The following is a 15,983-nucleotide window of genomic DNA, read 5'->3' as shown; positions in this document are numbered from 1 at the left end:
CTCATCCGCAACGGGGGGAGTCTGCTGCTGTCGGCGGCTGCTGCGGCTCAGTTCCACCCCTTGCGGAAAAAATGCGGGCTGGCGCCGAACTTGCGTTTGAACTGGCGCGAGAAATGCGTGGCGCTGTTGAAGCCCGAGGCTAGCGCGATCTCGGTCACTGACATCGAGGTCTCGTTCATCAGCGCAAAGGCATGGCTGAGCCGCATGTCGAAATAGACATGCATCGGGCTCTGGTCGAGATAGCGCGCAAACAGCCGCTCCAGCTGACGGCGCGAGATATCCAGCCGATCACAGAGCTCGCCGATTGAGAGTGGCTCCTCAATTGATTCCTGCATCAGCTGAAGCGCGTTCAGCAGCCGTTGGTTGCGGCTGCCGATTGCGACCGCGTAATTGGACTTCTGCGGTGTGCTCTGCCCGCCGGTACGCACATGCAGGCACATATCGGCAACAATGATCGCCAGCTGCTTGCCATGGCGTTCCTCGATCAGGTTCAGCATCATATCTGTGGCTGCATTGCCGCCGCCGCATGTCATCAGAGTATCGCTGATTTCAAAGATCCGGGGCGATGGGAGCAGGTCCGGATATCTCTCGACAAAACCGGGCTGGTTCTCCCAGTGCAGGGTGAACCGATGCTCGCCCAGCAGCCCAGCCTGCGCCAGAGCAAAGGCCCCGGTGCAGATGCCGCCGATCGAGCGACCAAAGCGGCGTTCGCGCCGCAGCCAGTTCAACACCGTCTCACTGGCGGCATTCTGCGGTTCCACGCCCGAGCAGACAAAAGCCAGAGCATCCCCCGGGAGCGGACCCATTGGCAGGTCCGGCGTGATGGTCATCCCGTTTGAGCAGCGGATCGGTTCACCATCCGGTGTCATCACATACCAGCGATAGAGCTGCGTATTGGTGACCTGATTGGCAATGCGCAACGGCTCGACGGCGGCCGCGATGGGCAGCATCGTCGCCTTCGGCAGCAGCAGGAAATAGAAATCCTGCGGCTCACCGTCAAAGGGGATCGTCAGGTTGGCCGACGCCCCTTTTTGCACAAAATAGTCATCGATCATTTCGGGAACCTGTAACACACCGGTTTCGGTTGGGTCTGTGATCTTTGCTTGTTAACCCCGATCTGCGGCCTGCATCCCACCTTTTGCGACGGCGGGGCGATGGTTTTCGACGCGGACCTGACTGTTTGCGCCACCGAGGCCGCATTCGGGTGCAGGGCACAGGCCAGCGCAAAAACAATCGCCGCCCCTTGCAGCCCAAATGTGGCGGCACTAAGACTCGGGTAATACTCACTCGGCTATGATGCCGATACAATTCAAAGCAGGCAGGTCAATATGGTCGATCCAAGAGAAACATACATGAACACGCTGGTGCCGATGGTGGTGGAACAGACCAGCCGCGGTGAACGCGCCTATGATATCTTTTCGCGCCTGCTGAAGGAGCGGATCATTTTCCTTAATGGTCCGGTTCACGACGGCATGAGCTCCCTGATCGTGGCCCAGCTGCTGCACCTTGAGGCGGAGAACCCGTCGAAAGAGATCTCGATGTATATCAACAGCCCCGGCGGCGTTGTGACCTCGGGTCTGTCGATCTATGACACCATGCAATACATCAAGCCGAAGGTTTCGACACTGGTGATCGGCCAGGCGGCCTCCATGGGCTCGCTGCTGCTGACGGCGGGTGAGGCGGGGATGCGGTTCTCGCTGCCCAACAGCCGCGTCATGGTGCATCAGCCCTCCGGTGGCTTCCAAGGGCAGGCGACGGATATCATGATCCACGCCGAGGAAACCCTGAAGCTGAAGAAGCGTCTGAACGAAATCTACGTCAAGCACACCGGCCAGGAATACGACAAGATCGTGAACGCGCTGGAGCGGGATAATTTCATGTCTCCCGAAGAGGCAAAGGAATTCGGATTGATCGACGAAATCGTCGAAAACCGCAGCAAGCTGGACGACGAGGACAGCTGATCAGCGGTGTGAGCTGGCAGGTGTGCCCCGTCGTCATCGGGGCACACTTTGCGATTGTGGCTGCTGTGCCTGTGGCATAAGCTGCCAATATTACGGGTGGCGCAGGAGGCGCATGCACGCCCTGGACGGAAAGGTAGACCATGGCAACGAACTCAAGCGGCGACAGTAAGAACACGCTTTATTGCAGCTTCTGCGGCAAGAGCCAGCATGAGGTACGCAAGCTTATTGCGGGCCCAACCGTGTTCATCTGCGACGAATGCGTCGAACTGTGCATGGACATCATCCGCGAAGAGACGAAGGCCTCCGGGCTGAAGTCCACCGACGGCGTTCCGACGCCGAAGGACATCTGCGAGGTCCTTGACGATTATGTGATCGGTCAGGCAATGGCCAAGCGGGTGCTGTCTGTTGCGGTGCACAACCACTACAAGCGCCTGAATCACGCTCAGAAGGCGGGTTCGGACATCGAATTGTCAAAATCCAACATTTTGCTGATCGGCCCAACCGGCTGCGGCAAGACGCTGCTGGCGCAGACGCTGGCGCGTATTCTGGATGTGCCCTTCACCATGGCGGATGCGACCACGCTGACCGAAGCCGGTTATGTGGGCGAGGATGTCGAGAATATCATTCTCAAGCTGTTGCAGGCGTCGGAATACAACGTCGAACGTGCGCAGCGCGGCATCGTCTACATCGACGAGGTCGACAAGATCACCCGCAAGTCGGAAAACCCCTCGATCACCCGCGACGTGTCGGGCGAGGGGGTGCAGCAGGCGCTGCTGAAGCTGATGGAAGGTACCGTGGCCAGCGTGCCGCCGCAGGGCGGGCGCAAGCATCCGCAGCAGGAATTCCTGCAGGTGGACACCACCAATATCCTGTTCATCTGCGGTGGTGCCTTCGCCGGTCTCGACAAGATCATCAAACAGCGCGGCAAGGGCTCGGCCATGGGCTTTGGCGCGGATGTGCGTGATGACAGCGATGCGGGTGTCGGTGAAACCTTCAAGAAGCTTGAACCTGAAGACCTGCTGAAATTCGGCCTGATCCCGGAATTCGTCGGCCGTCTGCCGGTTCTGGCAACACTGGAAGATCTGGATGAGGACGCGCTGATCACCATTCTGACCAAGCCGAAGAATGCTCTGGTCAAACAGTATCAGCGCCTGTTCGAGCTGGAAGATACCGAGCTGGACTTTACCGAGGAAGCGCTGAGTGCGATTGCGAAGAAAGCGATCGAACGCAAAACCGGCGCCCGTGGTCTGCGCTCCATTCTGGAGGATATCCTGCTCGACACCATGTTTGAGCTGCCGGGAATGGACAGCGTCGAGAAAGTGGTCGTGAACGAAGAGGCTGTGAACTCGGACGCACAACCGCTGATGATCCACGCCGACGCCGAAAAAGAGTCGGCGACAGCTGGTTAAGCTTTGTAGCGATGCCAATGGCAGAGCTGAGATGATTGAAAGGCGGCGTGAGGGTAACCTTGCGCCGCTTTTCCATGTGATTTTCGGTAAGAAAGAGACAGAGAACATGATCAAACGCATTTCCTCCGGAGGCGAATTTGAGGCCAAGATCGGCTATTGCCGCGCCGTGGTTGCGGGCGGCTTTGTGCATGTGGCAGGCACCGTGGGACAGGGGGACGACGTGGTCGCGCAGTGCCAGTCAGCGCTTAATATCATTGGGGCCGCGCTTGAGCAGGCGGGCAGCAGTTTTGCCGATGTGGTACGGGTGAACTACTACCTGCCCGATCGCGCTGAGTTCGAGCCCTGCTGGCCGCTGTTGGCGCAGACCTTTGGCGATAACCCGCCAGCTGCCACGATGATCGAATGCGGGCTGATTGATCCCAAGTTTCGGATCGAGATCGAGGTAACGGCCCTGGCCCCGGCCTAAGGGGAACTCTGGCCTGGGCCGACTGCGGGCTAGAACTCGAAACTACGCATAGGGGCGGTTTCCTTGCGGCGCCGCTCCATCAGCTTCTGCAACTCGCTTTTCTCTGGTTCTGCATTCAGGCCCAGCATGGATTTCGCCGCGTCCAGCGTTTTCATTGTCATCTGCTGCCAATCTCCTTCATCCGGTTCGGCCAGGCGGATCGTCTTTGGCCCCTGCTGGGCACGGTCGCCGTGGATCATCAGGCTGGTCACCTGCATCAGGTCCAGCACAGTAACAGCGACAATAAGGGTCGCGACCAGAGAAAGGATGAAGCGCACGGGCGGCCTCGCTATCGGATGTTAAGAATTCACGCGCATCTTAGGCGGCAATTATGGCCCGATTGTGCAAATGCCCGAGAAGTTTTGCGACAATCCCCATGGGCGGGTGCAGCGTGTCTGGACCTTGGCGGTAAATTGCGCCATATCAGAAGCGAAATTTTCGGAGGAACCGATGGGAATCCTGAACTCTCTCTTGCGGGCTGTGACCTGGTGGAACGGCTCGACCCTGAATACGCGTATCTTCACCGCCCGTAAGGGCACCAAGGTGGGTGAGGACGATCAGGGCAACGTGTATTATCGCAATGCCGACGACAGCAAGCGCTGGGTGATGTTCAACGGCGAGGTTGAGGCCTCGCGCATCGGGGCCGATTGGCATGGCTGGTTGCACCGCACGTTTGACGAAGTGCCGTCCGAAAAACCTCTGGCGCATAAACCCTGGGAAAAGCCGCATCAGGAAAACCTGACCGGCACCATGCTGGCCTATGCGCCGGCCGGGTCGATCCGCGCAGCCGGAGCTCCCAAGGAACGCAGCGACTATGAAGCATGGTCGCCGGAATAAGCATCGGTCACATCTGATCGAGACAACAGCGTCGCCAGCGGCGCTGGCCGGTTGGCACAGGTGTCGACCCATCCAAAGGCAGGGGCTGAAACAGCATGTCGCATAACACTACCGAGGTTTTGGCAGGTGGGCTGGTTCTGGCCGCTGCCATCGGATTTGCCGTCTATGCCGGTCAGGCTGCCGGTCTGTCGCGCGCCGGCTCTGCTTATGAGCTGAACGCCTCGTTCCGGTCTCTGGAAGGGGTGAGCGTTGGCACCGATGTCCGTCTTGCCGGTGTCAAGATCGGCACGGTCACCGGTGTTGAACTGAACCCGCAGACCTTTCGTGCCGATACCCGGTTCTCCGTCAAGGAAGGGATCGAGATCCCCGATGACAGCGCGGTGGTGATTTCTTCCGAAGGCCTGCTTGGCGGCAACTTCGTTGAGGTGATGCCCGGCGGATCGCCCTTTGCCTTTGAGGCGGGGGACGCGGTGGAGGACACTCAGGGTGCGGTCAGCCTGATCTCGCTTCTGGTGAAATTTGTTGCAGGCAGCGGAGACGAAGGCTGATGCGTCTGATTGCGGCGCTTTTTGCACTTGCGATGGCCACGGGTGTCGCTTGCGCGCAGGGGGCTGCTGAAAATGGCACCTCCGCCGTTCTGCGCGGCCTCGACAAGGTCAATGGTCAGACGCAGGATCTGGAAATTCCGGTGGGCGGCAGCGCTGAGATATTTGGCGTGATCGTTAGCCTGCAGGAATGCCGCTTTCCTGCCGACAACCCAACCGGCGATGCCTATGCCTATGTGACGGTGCGCAATCCCAATGATGCCACGGTTTATTTTGACGGCTGGATGATCGCGTCAAGCCCGGCTTTGAACGCGCTGGATCACAGCCGCTATGATATCTGGGTGATGCGCTGCACCAACGCCTGAGGCGTGGGCAGGGGGGCGGCGGTAAAATCCGCGTCAATATCCAGCGCCTCCCGCAATTGGCGGCGATAGCGCGCCCGGCTGATCTCGACCGCGCCGAGAGAGGCGAGATGCGGCGTCAGGAACTGCGTATCACAGAGGGTGAAACCCGTCTGTTGCAGCCGATCCATCAGATAGGCCAATGCGATCTTTGACGCGTCCCGGCGCCGGGAGAACATGCTCTCACCGAAGAACGCACCGCCCAGCACAACCCCATAGACGCCGCCTGTCAGCTCACCTGCGTGATAAACCTCAAGCGAATGGGCGTTGCCCTGCTGGTGCAGATCAATGTAGCGGGCGCGGATTTCTGGGTTGATCCATGTCTCGGCGCGATCGGCACAGCCGTCAAGCACTGCGGCAAAATCCCGGTTCACGGCAATTTCATGCCCCCCCTTTCGCAGGGTTTTGGCCAGCGAGCGCGACAGATGAAATCCACCGATCGGGAACACGCCGCGCCGCTTCGGATCTACCCAGAAAACGTCGGGGTCGTCCCGGCTCTCGGCCATGGGAAAAACGCCGACGGAATAGGCGTGAAGCAGCAGTTCTGGCGTGAGGGTCATAAGGCTAGTCTAAAACGGGATCGTGGGTTCGGGGAAATGGAAAACGCGATGATACAAGGCAAAGGGCAGGGGTAAAAATCGAGCAGCGGGAAAGAAAAAAGGCGGCCCCGCAAGGCCGCCCCAAATGATCAGGCGTTACCGAGATTGGTTTCCAGCCATTTTTCCAGCCAATGAATATTGTACTGCCCGGTGTGGATATCCTTCTCTTCGAGCAGCGCGTGGAACAGCGGAACGGTGGTGTCGACACCATCCACGATCAGCTCTCCCAGGGCACGGCTGAGACGCGCCAAGGCCTCTGGCCGGTCGCGGCCATGCACGATCAGCTTGCCAATCAGGCTGTCGTAGTAGGGCGGGATCGAATAGCCGTCGTAAAGCGCCGAATCCATCCGCACACCCAGCCCGCCGGGGGCGTGATACTGGGTGATCTTGCCCGGACAGGGCGAGAAGTTCGGCAGTTTCTCGGCGTTGATCCGCACCTCGATCGAGTGACCGTTGATCTCCAGATCGTCCTGTGTGAACGACATCGGCAGGCCTTCGGCGACCCGGATCTGCTCGCGCACCAGATCGACACCGAAAATGCTCTCGGTGACCGGATGTTCCACCTGCAGGCGGGTGTTCATCTCGATGAAGTAGAATTCACCGTTTTCATAGAGGAACTCGATGGTGCCAGCGCCGATGTAATTGATCTTTGCAACAGCATCCGCACAGGTCTTGCCGATCCGCGCGCGTTCCTCCGGGGTAATGCAGGGGCCGGGAGCCTCCTCGAAAACCTTCTGGTGGCGCCGCTGCAGCGAACAGTCGCGCTCGCCCAGATGAACGGCATTGCCCTTGCCGTCGCCAAAGACCTGGATCTCGATGTGGCGCGGTGTGGTCAGGTATTTCTCGATATAGACTTCATCGTTGCCAAAGGCGGCTTTGCCTTCGGCGCGGGCAGTCATGAAGGCCTGTTCCATGTCGGCGGCGGTCCTGGCTACCTTCATGCCACGTCCGCCACCGCCGGCGGTGGCCTTGATGATCACCGGATAGCCGATGTCCTCGCCAATTTTCTTGGCAGTTTCCAGATCCGGTACACCACCATCGGAGCCGGGCACGCAGGGCACGCCCAGATCCTTCATGGTGTCCTTTGCGGTGATCTTGTCGCCCATGACGCGGATATGTTCCGCGGTGGGGCCGATAAAGGTCAGCCCGTGGTCTTCGACGATCTGAACGAAATTGGCATTCTCCGACAGGAAGCCATAGCCGGGATGGATCGCCTGAGCACCGGTGATCTCGCAGGCGGAGATGATGGCGGGGATCGACAGGTAGCTGTGGGTGCCGGACGGCGGTCCGATACAGACGGATTCGTCGGCCATGCGAACATGCATCGCATCCGCGTCAGCGGTGGAATGCACGGCAACCGACTTGATGCCCATTTCCCGGCAGGCGCGGATCACGCGCAGCGCGATCTCACCTCGGTTGGCAATCAGGATCTTATCAAACATGTTGGACCCTTACTCGATGATGACCAGCGGCGTTCCGAATTCGACCGCTGCGCCGTCTTCGACGAGGATACGCTTGATGGTGCCGGCCTTCGGGGCCGGGATGTGGTTCATGGTCTTCATGGCTTCGACGATCAAGAGGGTATCGCCCTCGGCCACCTGATCGCCAACTTTTACAAAGGTCGGCGCGCCCGGTTCGGGCTGGGTGTAGACGGTCCCGACCATCGGCGAGGGAACGGCGCCGGGGTGGCTGGCGGGATCCTCTGCGGCGGCGGGTGCTGCGGCAGGGGCGGCGGCCGCCGGGGCAGCTGCCGCGGCCACCGGGGCCGGTGCGGCATAAGCCTGTACAGGGGCCGCGGCCATGGTCTGGCGCGATACGCGCACGTTCAGGCTGTCGTCTTCGCCGTAGTCACGTTTGACCTGCAATTCGGTCAGATCATTGTCGCGCAGCAGTTCCGCCAGCGCTTTGATGAAGGATACGTCTGCTTCGTGGGTCTTATTTGTCATTGTTGTCCTCAGCCGGTTCCGACAGGCCCGCAGATCCCTACGGGCATAAGAATTGAAGGCGCTTATAGGGTATGCTTTACCACAAGGAAAGCGCTGACAAGATAGCCGCTAACATGAGCGCCATTGGCAGGATTTGCAATCTCGTCGCGCAGATCAGAGCTCAGAGCGGCATTCCGGTCAGTTTTGCCACCAGTTCCGGCAGCTTGCGGGCGGAGAATTTGACCAGGAGATGGGCGCGATGGGTTTCTATCGTGCGATACGAAAGGTTCAGTTCCGCACCGATTTCCTTGGCCGACAGCCCGCGACAGGTAAGGATCGCGACATCCCGCTCGCGCGGGGTGAGGCTGACCACCGGTCGGTCGTCTGAAATATCGGCAAAGCTCCAGACACCGCTGCGAAAATGCTGCTCCGGTGTCAGCGACCGCCCGCGCACCCGGCACCAGAACAGATCGCCGTTGCGACGGCGCATGATCCGTTCGTCGTTATAGTGGCCGGATTGCGCATCCGCCTGTTGCAGCCGATCTCCAATCCGCTGGAAGTCTTCCTGACTGGGGTAAAGCTCGGCGATGGGCAGGCCGACATAACTGGCGCTGTCGCCGCCAAAGGTTTCGGCAAACTGCCGGTTGCAGCGCTGGATCACCCGTTTGTCAAGCAAAGCCAGCCCCACCGGGGCGAATTCAAAGGCGAGATCGGTCATGCGGGCAGATAACCGCTGTTATTGTGCAAAGCAAAGCGAATTCCGCCGGATAGGCGCCAGTGCCGATCTGTCTCGTGGTGGCAGGCCTTCATTGTCCGGGATTCCGCGCGGATGCGGCACCAAAAAAAAGGGCTGATGCACTGGCATCAGCCCCAAGGTGCCAAGGTCGGCCATTCGTACCGACCCGACGGGGAGTGTTTGGATCAGATGGCCAGATATTCGGCGCGCAGTTCCTCGTTTTCCAGAACCTCGGCCGCTGAGCCATCAAAGACGATGCCTCCGGTGTCGAGGATCACCGCGCGGTCGGCCAGTTCCAGGGCGCGCACTGCGTTCTGTTCGACGATGACGGTGGTGATGCCCTGCTGTTTGATGTGGATGAGGGTCTTTTCGATCTCATCGACGATCACGGGGGCCAGACCTTCATAGGGTTCGTCGAGCAGCAGCACCTTGATGTCACGGGCCAGCGCGCGGGCGATGGCCAGCATCTGCTGCTCCCCACCGGAGAGGGTCACGCCCTCTTGCTTGCGCCGCTCGCCAAGACGCGGGAACAGTTCATATAGACGTTCGATCGACCAGCCGATGGGCGGGGCAATCTGGGCCAGCTGCAGGTTTTCCTCAACCGTCAGGCCGGGGATGATGCGGCGATCTTCCGGCACCAGACCCAGGCCCGCCGCCGAAGCCTCATGCGAGGACATCGTGTGCAGCGGCTGATGATCGAGCCAGATTTCGCCCTTGGTCACCATCGGTGAACCCGTGCGCGCGATGGAACGCAGGGTCGAAGTCTTGCCAGCGCCGTTGCGACCCAGAAGCGCCAGGATCTCACCTTCATGCACATTGAAGGAAATGCCCTGAACGATGTAGCTCTCGCCGTAATAGGCGTGCATGTCCCAGACCGAGAGAAAGGCCGGGGCCGTGGTGGCGTGGTTGGCGTGTTTGGAAAAGTCGGGTTTGACGTTCATCTGTGATCTCCTTACGCCGACTCGCCGAGGTAGGCTTCGCGCACCTTCGGGTTGCCTTTGATGTTTTGCGGATCATCCTCCACCAGTGGTTTGCCCTGCGCCAGCACGGTGATCCGGTCCGCCAGCGAGAATACGACGTGCATGTCGTGTTCGATGATCGCGATGGTGATGTCGCGCTCGGACTTGATCTGTTTCAGCAGATCAATGGTGTTGTTGGTATCGGCCCGCGCCATGCCCGCTGTGGGTTCGTCCAGCAACAGGAGGCGCGGTTCTTGTGACAGACACATGCCAATCTCAAGCCGTCGCTTATCCCCGCGTGACATGGAGGCCGCGTTCATGTGCCGTTTGTCGGCCATGTTCATCTCCTCCAGCATATGCTCTGCCTTTTCCAGAATGTCGCGCTGGCTGGAGACGGCGCTGATCGCATTCATCTCAAATGCGCCGTCGCGTTTGGCAAAGCAGGGGATCATCATGTTCTCCAGCACCGAGAGGTCGCCAAAGATCTCTGGCGTCTGGAAGACGCGGGAAATGCCCATCTGGTTGATCTCATAAGGCGCGCGGCCCAGAACGGATTTGCCGTCAAACATCACCGACCCTGTATCCGGGATCAGTTTGCCCACCAGGCAGTTCAGAAGGGTTGATTTGCCTGCACCATTGGGGCCGATGATGGCGTGGACCGTGTTTTCGCGCACGCTGAGGTTCACCTCTGACAGTGCCTGAAGGCCGCCGAACCGTTTGCCTACGTTTTTGACTTCAAGGATACCCATTGGTCTTGCTCCTTATTCCGCAGGTTCAGTTTTGCCCGAGGGGCTGTCTTTTTCGTGTTTGCGCCCCTGGATCCAGCCGCGCAGCTTCTGTCCGCCTTCGACCAGGCCACCGGGCAGGAAAATCACAACCAGCATGAACAGGATGCCCAGCGTCAGGTGCCAGCCCTTGCCGATGAAGGGGTGGACGATGAAGACCATCGCATCCTCGATCCCGTCGGGCATGAAGCTGAACCAGCTGTGCAGGACGTTGTCGTTGATCTTGGAGAAGATGTTCTCGAAGTATTTGATGAACCCTGCGCCCAGAACCGGCCCGATCAGGGTGCCTGCTCCGCCGAGGATTGTCATCAGAACCACTTCACCAGAGGCGGTCCACTGCATCCGTTCGGCGCCTGCCAGCGGGTCCATTGAGGCCATCAGGCCGCCAGCCAGACCGGCATACATGCCCGAGATCACAAAGGCAGCCAGCGTGTAGGGCCGCGTGTTCAGGCCGGTGTAGTTCATCCGCTGCTGGTTCGATTTCACCGCCTTCAGCATCAGACCAAAGGGCGAGCGGAAGATACGGATCGACAGGTAGAATGCGGCCAGCAGGATCAGTGCGCAGAGGTAGTAGCCCGCGTTGAACTGGAAGGCCCACGGACCCACGACCATCTCGAAGGTCGAGCGCATCTCCAGGCCAAAGAGGCTGGTCACCGGGATCGAGCCATCAGCGGTTGCCGACACGCCCAGAATGCGCGGGTCATCCAGCGTCAGCTGCAGGCCGGTCTCGCCATTGGTGATTGGGGTCAGCACCGAATAGGCCAGATTGAAGGACATCTGCGCGAATGCCAGCGTCAGGATCGAGAAGTAGATGCCGGAGCGGCGCAGGCTGACATAGCCGATCACCAGTGCAAACAGACCCGCGACGATCACCGACAGCACGATGGCCGGAACCACGTTCATGCTGAGCAGCTTGAACATCCAGACCGCTGAATAGGATCCCACACCAAGGAAGGCGGCATGACCAAAGGACAGGTAGCCGGTGAGGCCAAAGAGAATGTTGAAGCCGATGGCAAAGATCCCGAAGATTACAAACCGCTGCATCAGGTCCGGGTAGCCCGCGTTGAACTGCGCCAGGGCGCTGCCAGTCGGGAAGGGGTTCAGGATGAACGGTGCAAACAGGGTCAGGATGGCAACGACCAGCAGCAGCGTCTTGTCTTTTTTGTTGAGTGCGAACATGTGCTTAGTCCTCCATCACACCTTTGCGGCCCATCAGGCCTCGCGGGCGGGTGAGCAGAATGATGATTGCGACCACATAGATGATGATCTGGTCGATACCGGGGATCAGGGATTTGATTTCATTCATCGAGGCGAAGCTTTCGAGCACGCCAAGAAGGAACCCTGCAAGCACGGCGCCGGGCAGCGATCCCATACCTCCGACAACCACCACCACAAAGCTCAGCACCAGGAAATCCATACCCATGTGGTAGTTGGGGGAGTTGATCGGTGTGTACATAACGCCGGCCAGTCCCGCGACGGCGGCCGCGATGCCGAACATGATGGTAAAGCGGCGGTCGATATTGATTCCCAGCAGCCCGACGGTTTCACGGTCGGCCATACCGGCGCGCACCACCATGCCGAATGTGGTAAACTGCAGGAAGGAGAAGATGCCGCCGATGATCACAAGGGCAAAGCCGAAATAGACCACGCGCCAGACCGGATAGATGATGTCGAGGCCGATGATCGCACCCAGATTGATCACGCCGTTCAGCGCATCGGGCGCAGGCGTCTGGATCGGGTTGGCGCCGTAGAAATATTTCACCACCTCCTGCAACACGATGGCGAGGCCAAAGGTCACCAGAATCTGATCCGCATGGGGGCGCTTGTAGAAATGCTTGATCAGCCCGCGTTCCATCACATAGCCAACCGTAATCATGATCGGGATGGCAAATAGGATCGCCAACGGCACGGCCCAGTCGACGATGGCACCGCCCACCTCGGGGCCGAACCAACTCTCCACATAGGGGGTTTTCACCTTGAGCGGATTGCCCAGAAAATCCTTCTGGGTTTCATCCACGGTTTCAAAGCTGAGGCTCAGGACGCGTTGCACGGTGACCGCACAGAACGCGCCGATCATGAACAGCGCCCCATGGGCAAAGTTCACCACGCCGAGCGTGCCAAAGATGAGTGTCAGACCCAGCGCGATCAGCGCATAGGCCGAGCCCTTGTCGAGCCCGTTCAAGATTTGCAATAGGATTGCGTCCATTGTCCCCACCTTCGGTTGGTCCGTCTGGAATTGGCATAAGTCGGCTGTTCAGCGCCGCTGGCGCTGGTCCTGTCGTCTAGACATGTCGGGCAGGGTCAAGCCGGGAGAGTGACGGGACGGGCACCGTTGAGAGTGCCCGCCCCGGTTACCGCGATCAGGCGCCGCTGTTGCAGGTGCCCAGGGCACCGCCTGCAAACATCGGGTGATCCGGCGGGTAAGTCACCTGCGCTGCCGGGGTCACTTCGACCACTTCAAGCAGGTCGAACTCCGAGGTCGGGTTTTCCTTGCCGCGCACAACCAGAACGTCCTTGAAGCACTGGTGGTCTTCGGCGCGATAGAGCGTCTTGCCGTTGCCCAGACCGTCGAATTCGAACCCTTCGAGGGCTTCGACAACCGCACAGGGGTTGAACGAACCCGCGCGTTCCACCGCATCTGCATACAGCAGGGTCTGACAGTAGACGGTATGCGCGGCCTGGCTGGGCGGGAAGCCATACTTGGACCCGAAGGAACGTACGAATGCCTGCGAGCCTTCGTCCTGCAGCGACCAATGCCAGTTGGTGGAGCCGTGGATGCCCTTCACGTTCTCGCCCGCACCTTTCGCCATCAGACGCGAATAGAGCGGTACGACAATCTCGAAGTTCTTGCCGTTTACAACCTTTTCACGCAGGCCGAACTGAACCGCGTTGGTCAGCGAGTTCACCATGTTGCCGCCATAGTGGTTCAGCACCAGCACATCCGCGCCGGAGTTCAGAACCGGGGCGATGTAGGACGAGAAGTCGGTTGCAGCCAGCGGCGTGCGCACTTTGTTCACGGTGTTCCAGCCCAGGGCCTCGGTGGCGGCGGCGATGGATTCTTCCTGGGTCCAGCCCCAGGTGTAATCCGCCGTCAGGTGATAGGCGTTCCGGTCAGTGCCGTAGAGGTTCTTCAGCACCGGCGCCAGGGCAGCGCCGGACATGTAACCGTTGAAGAAGTGACGGAAGCCGTTGGCTTTCTTGTCTTTACCAGTGGTGTCGTTGGAGTGGGTGAGACCCGCCATGAAGATCACGCCGGCCTCCTGGCAGAGACCCTGCACGGCAATCGCAACACCGGAGGACGAGCCACCGGTGATCATTACGGCACCGTCCTTTTCGATCATCGACTTGGCGGAGGCACGGGCGGCGTCAGATTTTGTCTGAGTGTCGCCGGTGACGTATTTGACTTCTTTGCCCAGGATACCGTTGCCCTGTAGCGACTTGGACGAGAAGGTGTTCATCATGCCGCCGTCGCCGCCGCCATTCAGATGTTCGACCGCCAGCTTGTAGGCGCGCAGCTCGTCCGCGCCTTCGTCGGCATAGGGGCCTGTTTGCGGAACGTTGAAGCCCAGCGTCACGCTGCTGCCGGTCGGTTCGTTGGTAAACGCCGCAGCAGACGATGCGGTAAAGATTGTCGGAAGCGCAACGCCGGCACCTGCCAGGGCGCCGGTCTTCAGGACTCCGCGACGTGATACGTCAGTCTTGGACATGTAATCCTCCCATTTGTGTAATGACGACAACAGCTCCTCACTTCCGCTGGCGCCCGCACGTTTTCGTGCAAAATCAGTATGGGCGCGGCTTGTAAAATTGCGCAATAAAACCCTTGAAATGCAGGTTTATTCTGTAAAGAAATGAACAGGTGTTAAGGATTCTTTGTAAAGAAACTTATGTTGCGTTGCAGAAAACCCTTGATCCACCGTGTTTTTGAGAGGGGGCATTGCCATGGGCCGTGACACGCTGACAGGAAGCCGTATCCGGGAGAGGCGCTTGATGTTGGGACTGCGTCAGGCGGAGCTGGCCCGGCTGGTCGATATCTCGGCCTCCTATTTGAACCTGATTGAACACAATCGCCGCAGAATCGGCGGTAAGCTGCTGGTGGATCTTGCAAGGGTGCTGGCGGTTGAACCCTCCATGCTGACCGAAGGGGCAGAGGTGGCGTTGCTGGCGACCCTGCGGGAGGCGGCGGCTGATCTCACCCGACCTGTGGCCGAACTGGACCGGGTAGACGAATTTGCGGGCCGCTTTCCCGGCTGGGCCGAGGTTCTGGCCCAAGGCCGACTGCGGATTGCCAGCTTGGAACGGACGGTCCAGACGTTGTCGGACCGGCTGACACATGATCCTCAGCTGGCGGCTTCGCTGCATGAGGTGCTGTCTACCGCTGCCGCCATCCGGTCGACTGCCTCGATCCTCGCCGAAACCGGCGAGCTGGAGGCCGAATGGCGGGATCGGTTCCACAAGAACCTCAACGAGGATTCCCGGCGTCTGGCCGAGAGCAGCCGCGCGCTGGTGAATTTTCTTGATGAGAGCAACACATCGGTCGAACGGCGGGGGATGCCTCAGGAAGAGGCGGAGCAGTTCTTTGCCGCTCATGAGCACCACTTCGTGGAACTGGAAGTTGCGGATGTGGCCGCCCGCCCCGGGCTGATCGAGGCGCTGCTGTCGCAGGCCGATGAGTTGGTCAGCGCCGCCGGAACCGCCATTGCCCGCGCCGGGCTGCTGCAATATTGCGCCGATGCCGAGGCGATGCCGCTGACAGATTTGGCCGAGCGGCTTGCCCGCGATGGCGTGGCCCCCGTCGCCCTGGCGCGTGCGTTCGACTGTGACCTGCCGACGGTGCTGCGGCGGCTTGGGGCCTTGCCGCCTGAAGTTCTGGGGCAGGAGGCAGGGCTGGTGATCTGCGATGCCTCGGGGTCGATCCTGTTCCGCAAGCCTGTGACCGGGTTCGCCCTGCCGCGTTTTGGAGCCTCCTGTCCGCTCTGGCCGCTTTACACGGCGCTGTCGCGGCCGCAGGAACCCGTGCGCCGCGATGTGGTGCAACAGGGGCGCAATGCAGTCGGGTTTGATTGTCTGGCGGTTTCCTGGCCGCATCAGCGACCGGATTTCGACAGCGATCCGTTGTATCATGCTGTGATGCTGATCCTGCCCAAGCGTGACGTGGCCGAGACCGCTCAGCCGGTCGGCGCGAGCTGCCGGATCTGTTCGCGCCGCGACTGTGTGGCGCGGCGCGAGCCGTCGATCCTGAAGGAAGAGTTTTGACAGCGGCGCAAGCGCAGCGCTACTGTTGCGCCAGGGACGGAGGCGCCTGGGGGCAATGACCCCGCGAA

General features: G+C 60.0%; 18 protein-coding genes. 7 read left to right on the top strand and 11 right to left on the bottom strand.

The genetic code is table 11. The features are described from left to right. Positions 1-47 precede the first annotated feature (47 nt). Entirely contained in the window at positions 48-1,055 is a 1,008-nt protein-coding gene (locus VWZ87_RS07370) for a GlxA family transcriptional regulator (protein ID WP_340545309.1), read from the bottom strand. Positions 1,056-1,328: 273 nt separating this feature from the next. On the opposite strand from VWZ87_RS07370, the gene VWZ87_RS07365 reads away from it, so the two are divergent. The 3 genes from VWZ87_RS07365 to VWZ87_RS07355 all read left to right on the top strand — a co-directional run bounded on the left by VWZ87_RS07365 (position 1,329) and on the right by VWZ87_RS07355 (position 3,836). Beyond that, a complete protein-coding gene (locus tag VWZ87_RS07365) occupies positions 1,329-1,961 on the top strand; it encodes an ATP-dependent Clp protease proteolytic subunit (protein WP_340545310.1) in 633 nt (210 codons plus the stop codon). A 140-nt stretch (positions 1,962-2,101) separates the two neighbouring features. Beyond that, complete coding sequence (gene clpX, locus VWZ87_RS07360) at positions 2,102-3,370, top strand: ATP-dependent Clp protease ATP-binding subunit ClpX (RefSeq protein ID WP_340545311.1); 1,269 nt, start codon at positions 2,102-2,104, stop codon at positions 3,368-3,370. 106 nt (positions 3,371-3,476) lie between these two features. Beyond that, positions 3,477-3,836 carry a RidA family protein gene (locus VWZ87_RS07355; RefSeq protein ID WP_416536186.1) on the top strand — a complete coding sequence of 120 codons (360 nt, stop codon included), beginning with the start codon at positions 3,477-3,479 and terminating at the stop codon, positions 3,834-3,836. A 29-nt stretch (positions 3,837-3,865) separates the two neighbouring features. Here the strand turns inward: VWZ87_RS07355 and VWZ87_RS07350 are convergent, their stop codons facing one another. Further along, positions 3,866-4,153 carry a hypothetical protein gene (locus VWZ87_RS07350; protein WP_416536184.1) on the bottom strand — a complete coding sequence of 96 codons (288 nt, stop codon included), beginning with the start codon at positions 4,151-4,153 and terminating at the stop codon, positions 3,866-3,868. 172 nt (positions 4,154-4,325) lie between these two features. Between VWZ87_RS07350 and VWZ87_RS07345 the strand changes: the two genes are divergently transcribed. From VWZ87_RS07345 to VWZ87_RS07335, 3 genes are all read left to right on the top strand, one after another. Further along, positions 4,326-4,712 (top strand): NADH:ubiquinone oxidoreductase subunit NDUFA12, encoded by a 387-nt coding sequence (locus tag VWZ87_RS07345; RefSeq protein WP_340545314.1) that lies wholly within the window; start codon positions 4,326-4,328, stop codon positions 4,710-4,712. 95 nt (positions 4,713-4,807) lie between these two features. Then, on the top strand, positions 4,808-5,260 hold the full coding sequence (mlaD, locus tag VWZ87_RS07340; protein WP_340545315.1) for an outer membrane lipid asymmetry maintenance protein MlaD: 453 nt from the start codon (positions 4,808-4,810) through the stop codon (positions 5,258-5,260). Further along, complete coding sequence (locus VWZ87_RS07335; RefSeq protein ID WP_416536182.1) at positions 5,260-5,622, top strand: DUF2155 domain-containing protein; 363 nt, start codon at positions 5,260-5,262, stop codon at positions 5,620-5,622. The genes mlaD and VWZ87_RS07335 overlap by 1 nt, the downstream gene beginning before the upstream one ends. Here the strand turns inward: VWZ87_RS07335 and aat are convergent. From aat to VWZ87_RS07290, 9 genes are all read right to left on the bottom strand, one after another. Further along, positions 5,586-6,218, bottom strand: a complete 633-nt coding sequence (gene aat, locus VWZ87_RS07330; protein WP_416536180.1) for a leucyl/phenylalanyl-tRNA--protein transferase — start codon at positions 6,216-6,218, stop codon at positions 5,586-5,588. The two genes, VWZ87_RS07335 and aat, sit on opposite strands and share 37 nt — an antisense overlap. A gap of 128 nt (positions 6,219-6,346) precedes the next feature. Beyond that, positions 6,347-7,699, bottom strand: coding sequence for an acetyl-CoA carboxylase biotin carboxylase subunit (gene accC / locus VWZ87_RS07325; RefSeq protein WP_416536178.1), 1,353 nt, complete (start codon positions 7,697-7,699; stop codon positions 6,347-6,349). A 9-nt stretch (positions 7,700-7,708) separates the two neighbouring features. Further along, complete coding sequence (gene accB, locus VWZ87_RS07320; RefSeq protein ID WP_340545319.1) at positions 7,709-8,203, bottom strand: acetyl-CoA carboxylase biotin carboxyl carrier protein; 495 nt, start codon at positions 8,201-8,203, stop codon at positions 7,709-7,711. A 160-nt stretch (positions 8,204-8,363) separates the two neighbouring features. Continuing rightward, positions 8,364-8,900, bottom strand: a complete 537-nt coding sequence (locus tag VWZ87_RS07315; RefSeq protein ID WP_416536176.1) for a LuxR C-terminal-related transcriptional regulator — start codon at positions 8,898-8,900, stop codon at positions 8,364-8,366. A 203-nt stretch (positions 8,901-9,103) separates the two neighbouring features. After that, the gene (locus VWZ87_RS07310) at positions 9,104-9,859 is read right to left on the bottom strand and encodes an ABC transporter ATP-binding protein (protein ID WP_340545321.1); all 756 of its coding nucleotides are present in this window, start codon (positions 9,857-9,859) and stop codon (positions 9,104-9,106) included. Positions 9,860-9,870: 11 nt separating this feature from the next. Next, positions 9,871-10,626, bottom strand: coding sequence for an ABC transporter ATP-binding protein (locus VWZ87_RS07305; protein ID WP_340545322.1), 756 nt, complete (start codon positions 10,624-10,626; stop codon positions 9,871-9,873). A 12-nt stretch (positions 10,627-10,638) separates the two neighbouring features. Then, positions 10,639-11,841: a branched-chain amino acid ABC transporter permease gene (locus tag VWZ87_RS07300; protein WP_416536174.1), complete on the bottom strand. Its 1,203-nt coding sequence runs from the start codon at positions 11,839-11,841 to the stop codon at positions 10,639-10,641. Positions 11,842-11,845: 4 nt separating this feature from the next. Continuing rightward, a complete protein-coding gene (locus tag VWZ87_RS07295; RefSeq protein WP_340545324.1) occupies positions 11,846-12,868 on the bottom strand; it encodes a branched-chain amino acid ABC transporter permease in 1,023 nt (340 codons plus the stop codon). A gap of 154 nt (positions 12,869-13,022) precedes the next feature. Continuing rightward, the gene (locus VWZ87_RS07290) at positions 13,023-14,369 is read right to left on the bottom strand and encodes a substrate-binding protein (protein ID WP_340545325.1); all 1,347 of its coding nucleotides are present in this window, start codon (positions 14,367-14,369) and stop codon (positions 13,023-13,025) included. Between the two features lie 232 nt (positions 14,370-14,601). Between VWZ87_RS07290 and VWZ87_RS07285 the strand changes: the two genes are divergently transcribed. Continuing rightward, positions 14,602-15,915, top strand: a complete 1,314-nt coding sequence (locus VWZ87_RS07285) for a short-chain fatty acyl-CoA regulator family protein (protein ID WP_340545326.1) — start codon at positions 14,602-14,604, stop codon at positions 15,913-15,915. Positions 15,916-15,983: the final 68 nt, after the last annotated feature.

The sequence above is a fragment of the Phaeobacter sp. JH20_37 genome, assembly GCF_048056015.1.
Classification (GTDB): Bacteria; Pseudomonadota; Alphaproteobacteria; order Rhodobacterales; family Rhodobacteraceae; genus Phaeobacter; species Phaeobacter bryozoorum.
The sequence above is the reverse complement of the archived record's forward strand: the minus strand, read 5'-3'. Positions and strand labels throughout refer to the sequence as shown.

Coding starts and splice junctions, on each gene's coding strand:
- VWZ87_RS07365 (WP_340545310.1), top strand. CDS start 1,329: ATGGTCGATCCAAGAGAAACATACATGAACACGCTGGTGCCGATGGTG.
- VWZ87_RS07345 (WP_340545314.1), top strand. CDS start 4,326: ATGGGAATCCTGAACTCTCTCTTGCGGGCTGTGACCTGGTGGAACGGC.
- VWZ87_RS07300 (WP_416536174.1), bottom strand. CDS start 11,841: ATGTTCGCACTCAACAAAAAAGACAAGACGCTGCTGCTGGTCGTTGCC.
- VWZ87_RS07295 (WP_340545324.1), bottom strand. CDS start 12,868: ATGGACGCAATCCTATTGCAAATCTTGAACGGGCTCGACAAGGGCTCG.
- VWZ87_RS07315 (WP_416536176.1), bottom strand. CDS start 8,900: ATGACCGATCTCGCCTTTGAATTCGCCCCGGTGGGGCTGGCTTTGCTT.
- accB (WP_340545319.1), bottom strand. CDS start 8,203: ATGACAAATAAGACCCACGAAGCAGACGTATCCTTCATCAAAGCGCTG.
- VWZ87_RS07355 (WP_416536186.1), top strand. CDS start 3,477: ATGATCAAACGCATTTCCTCCGGAGGCGAATTTGAGGCCAAGATCGGC.
- VWZ87_RS07310 (WP_340545321.1), bottom strand. CDS start 9,859: ATGAACGTCAAACCCGACTTTTCCAAACACGCCAACCACGCCACCACG.
- VWZ87_RS07370 (WP_340545309.1), bottom strand. CDS start 1,055: ATGATCGATGACTATTTTGTGCAAAAAGGGGCGTCGGCCAACCTGACG.
- VWZ87_RS07285 (WP_340545326.1), top strand. CDS start 14,602: ATGGGCCGTGACACGCTGACAGGAAGCCGTATCCGGGAGAGGCGCTTG.
- VWZ87_RS07290 (WP_340545325.1), bottom strand. CDS start 14,369: ATGTCCAAGACTGACGTATCACGTCGCGGAGTCCTGAAGACCGGCGCC.
- VWZ87_RS07305 (WP_340545322.1), bottom strand. CDS start 10,626: ATGGGTATCCTTGAAGTCAAAAACGTAGGCAAACGGTTCGGCGGCCTT.
- VWZ87_RS07335 (WP_416536182.1), top strand. CDS start 5,260: ATGCGTCTGATTGCGGCGCTTTTTGCACTTGCGATGGCCACGGGTGTC.
- clpX (WP_340545311.1), top strand. CDS start 2,102: ATGGCAACGAACTCAAGCGGCGACAGTAAGAACACGCTTTATTGCAGC.
- aat (WP_416536180.1), bottom strand. CDS start 6,218: ATGACCCTCACGCCAGAACTGCTGCTTCACGCCTATTCCGTCGGCGTT.
- mlaD (WP_340545315.1), top strand. CDS start 4,808: ATGTCGCATAACACTACCGAGGTTTTGGCAGGTGGGCTGGTTCTGGCC.
- accC (WP_416536178.1), bottom strand. CDS start 7,699: ATGTTTGATAAGATCCTGATTGCCAACCGAGGTGAGATCGCGCTGCGC.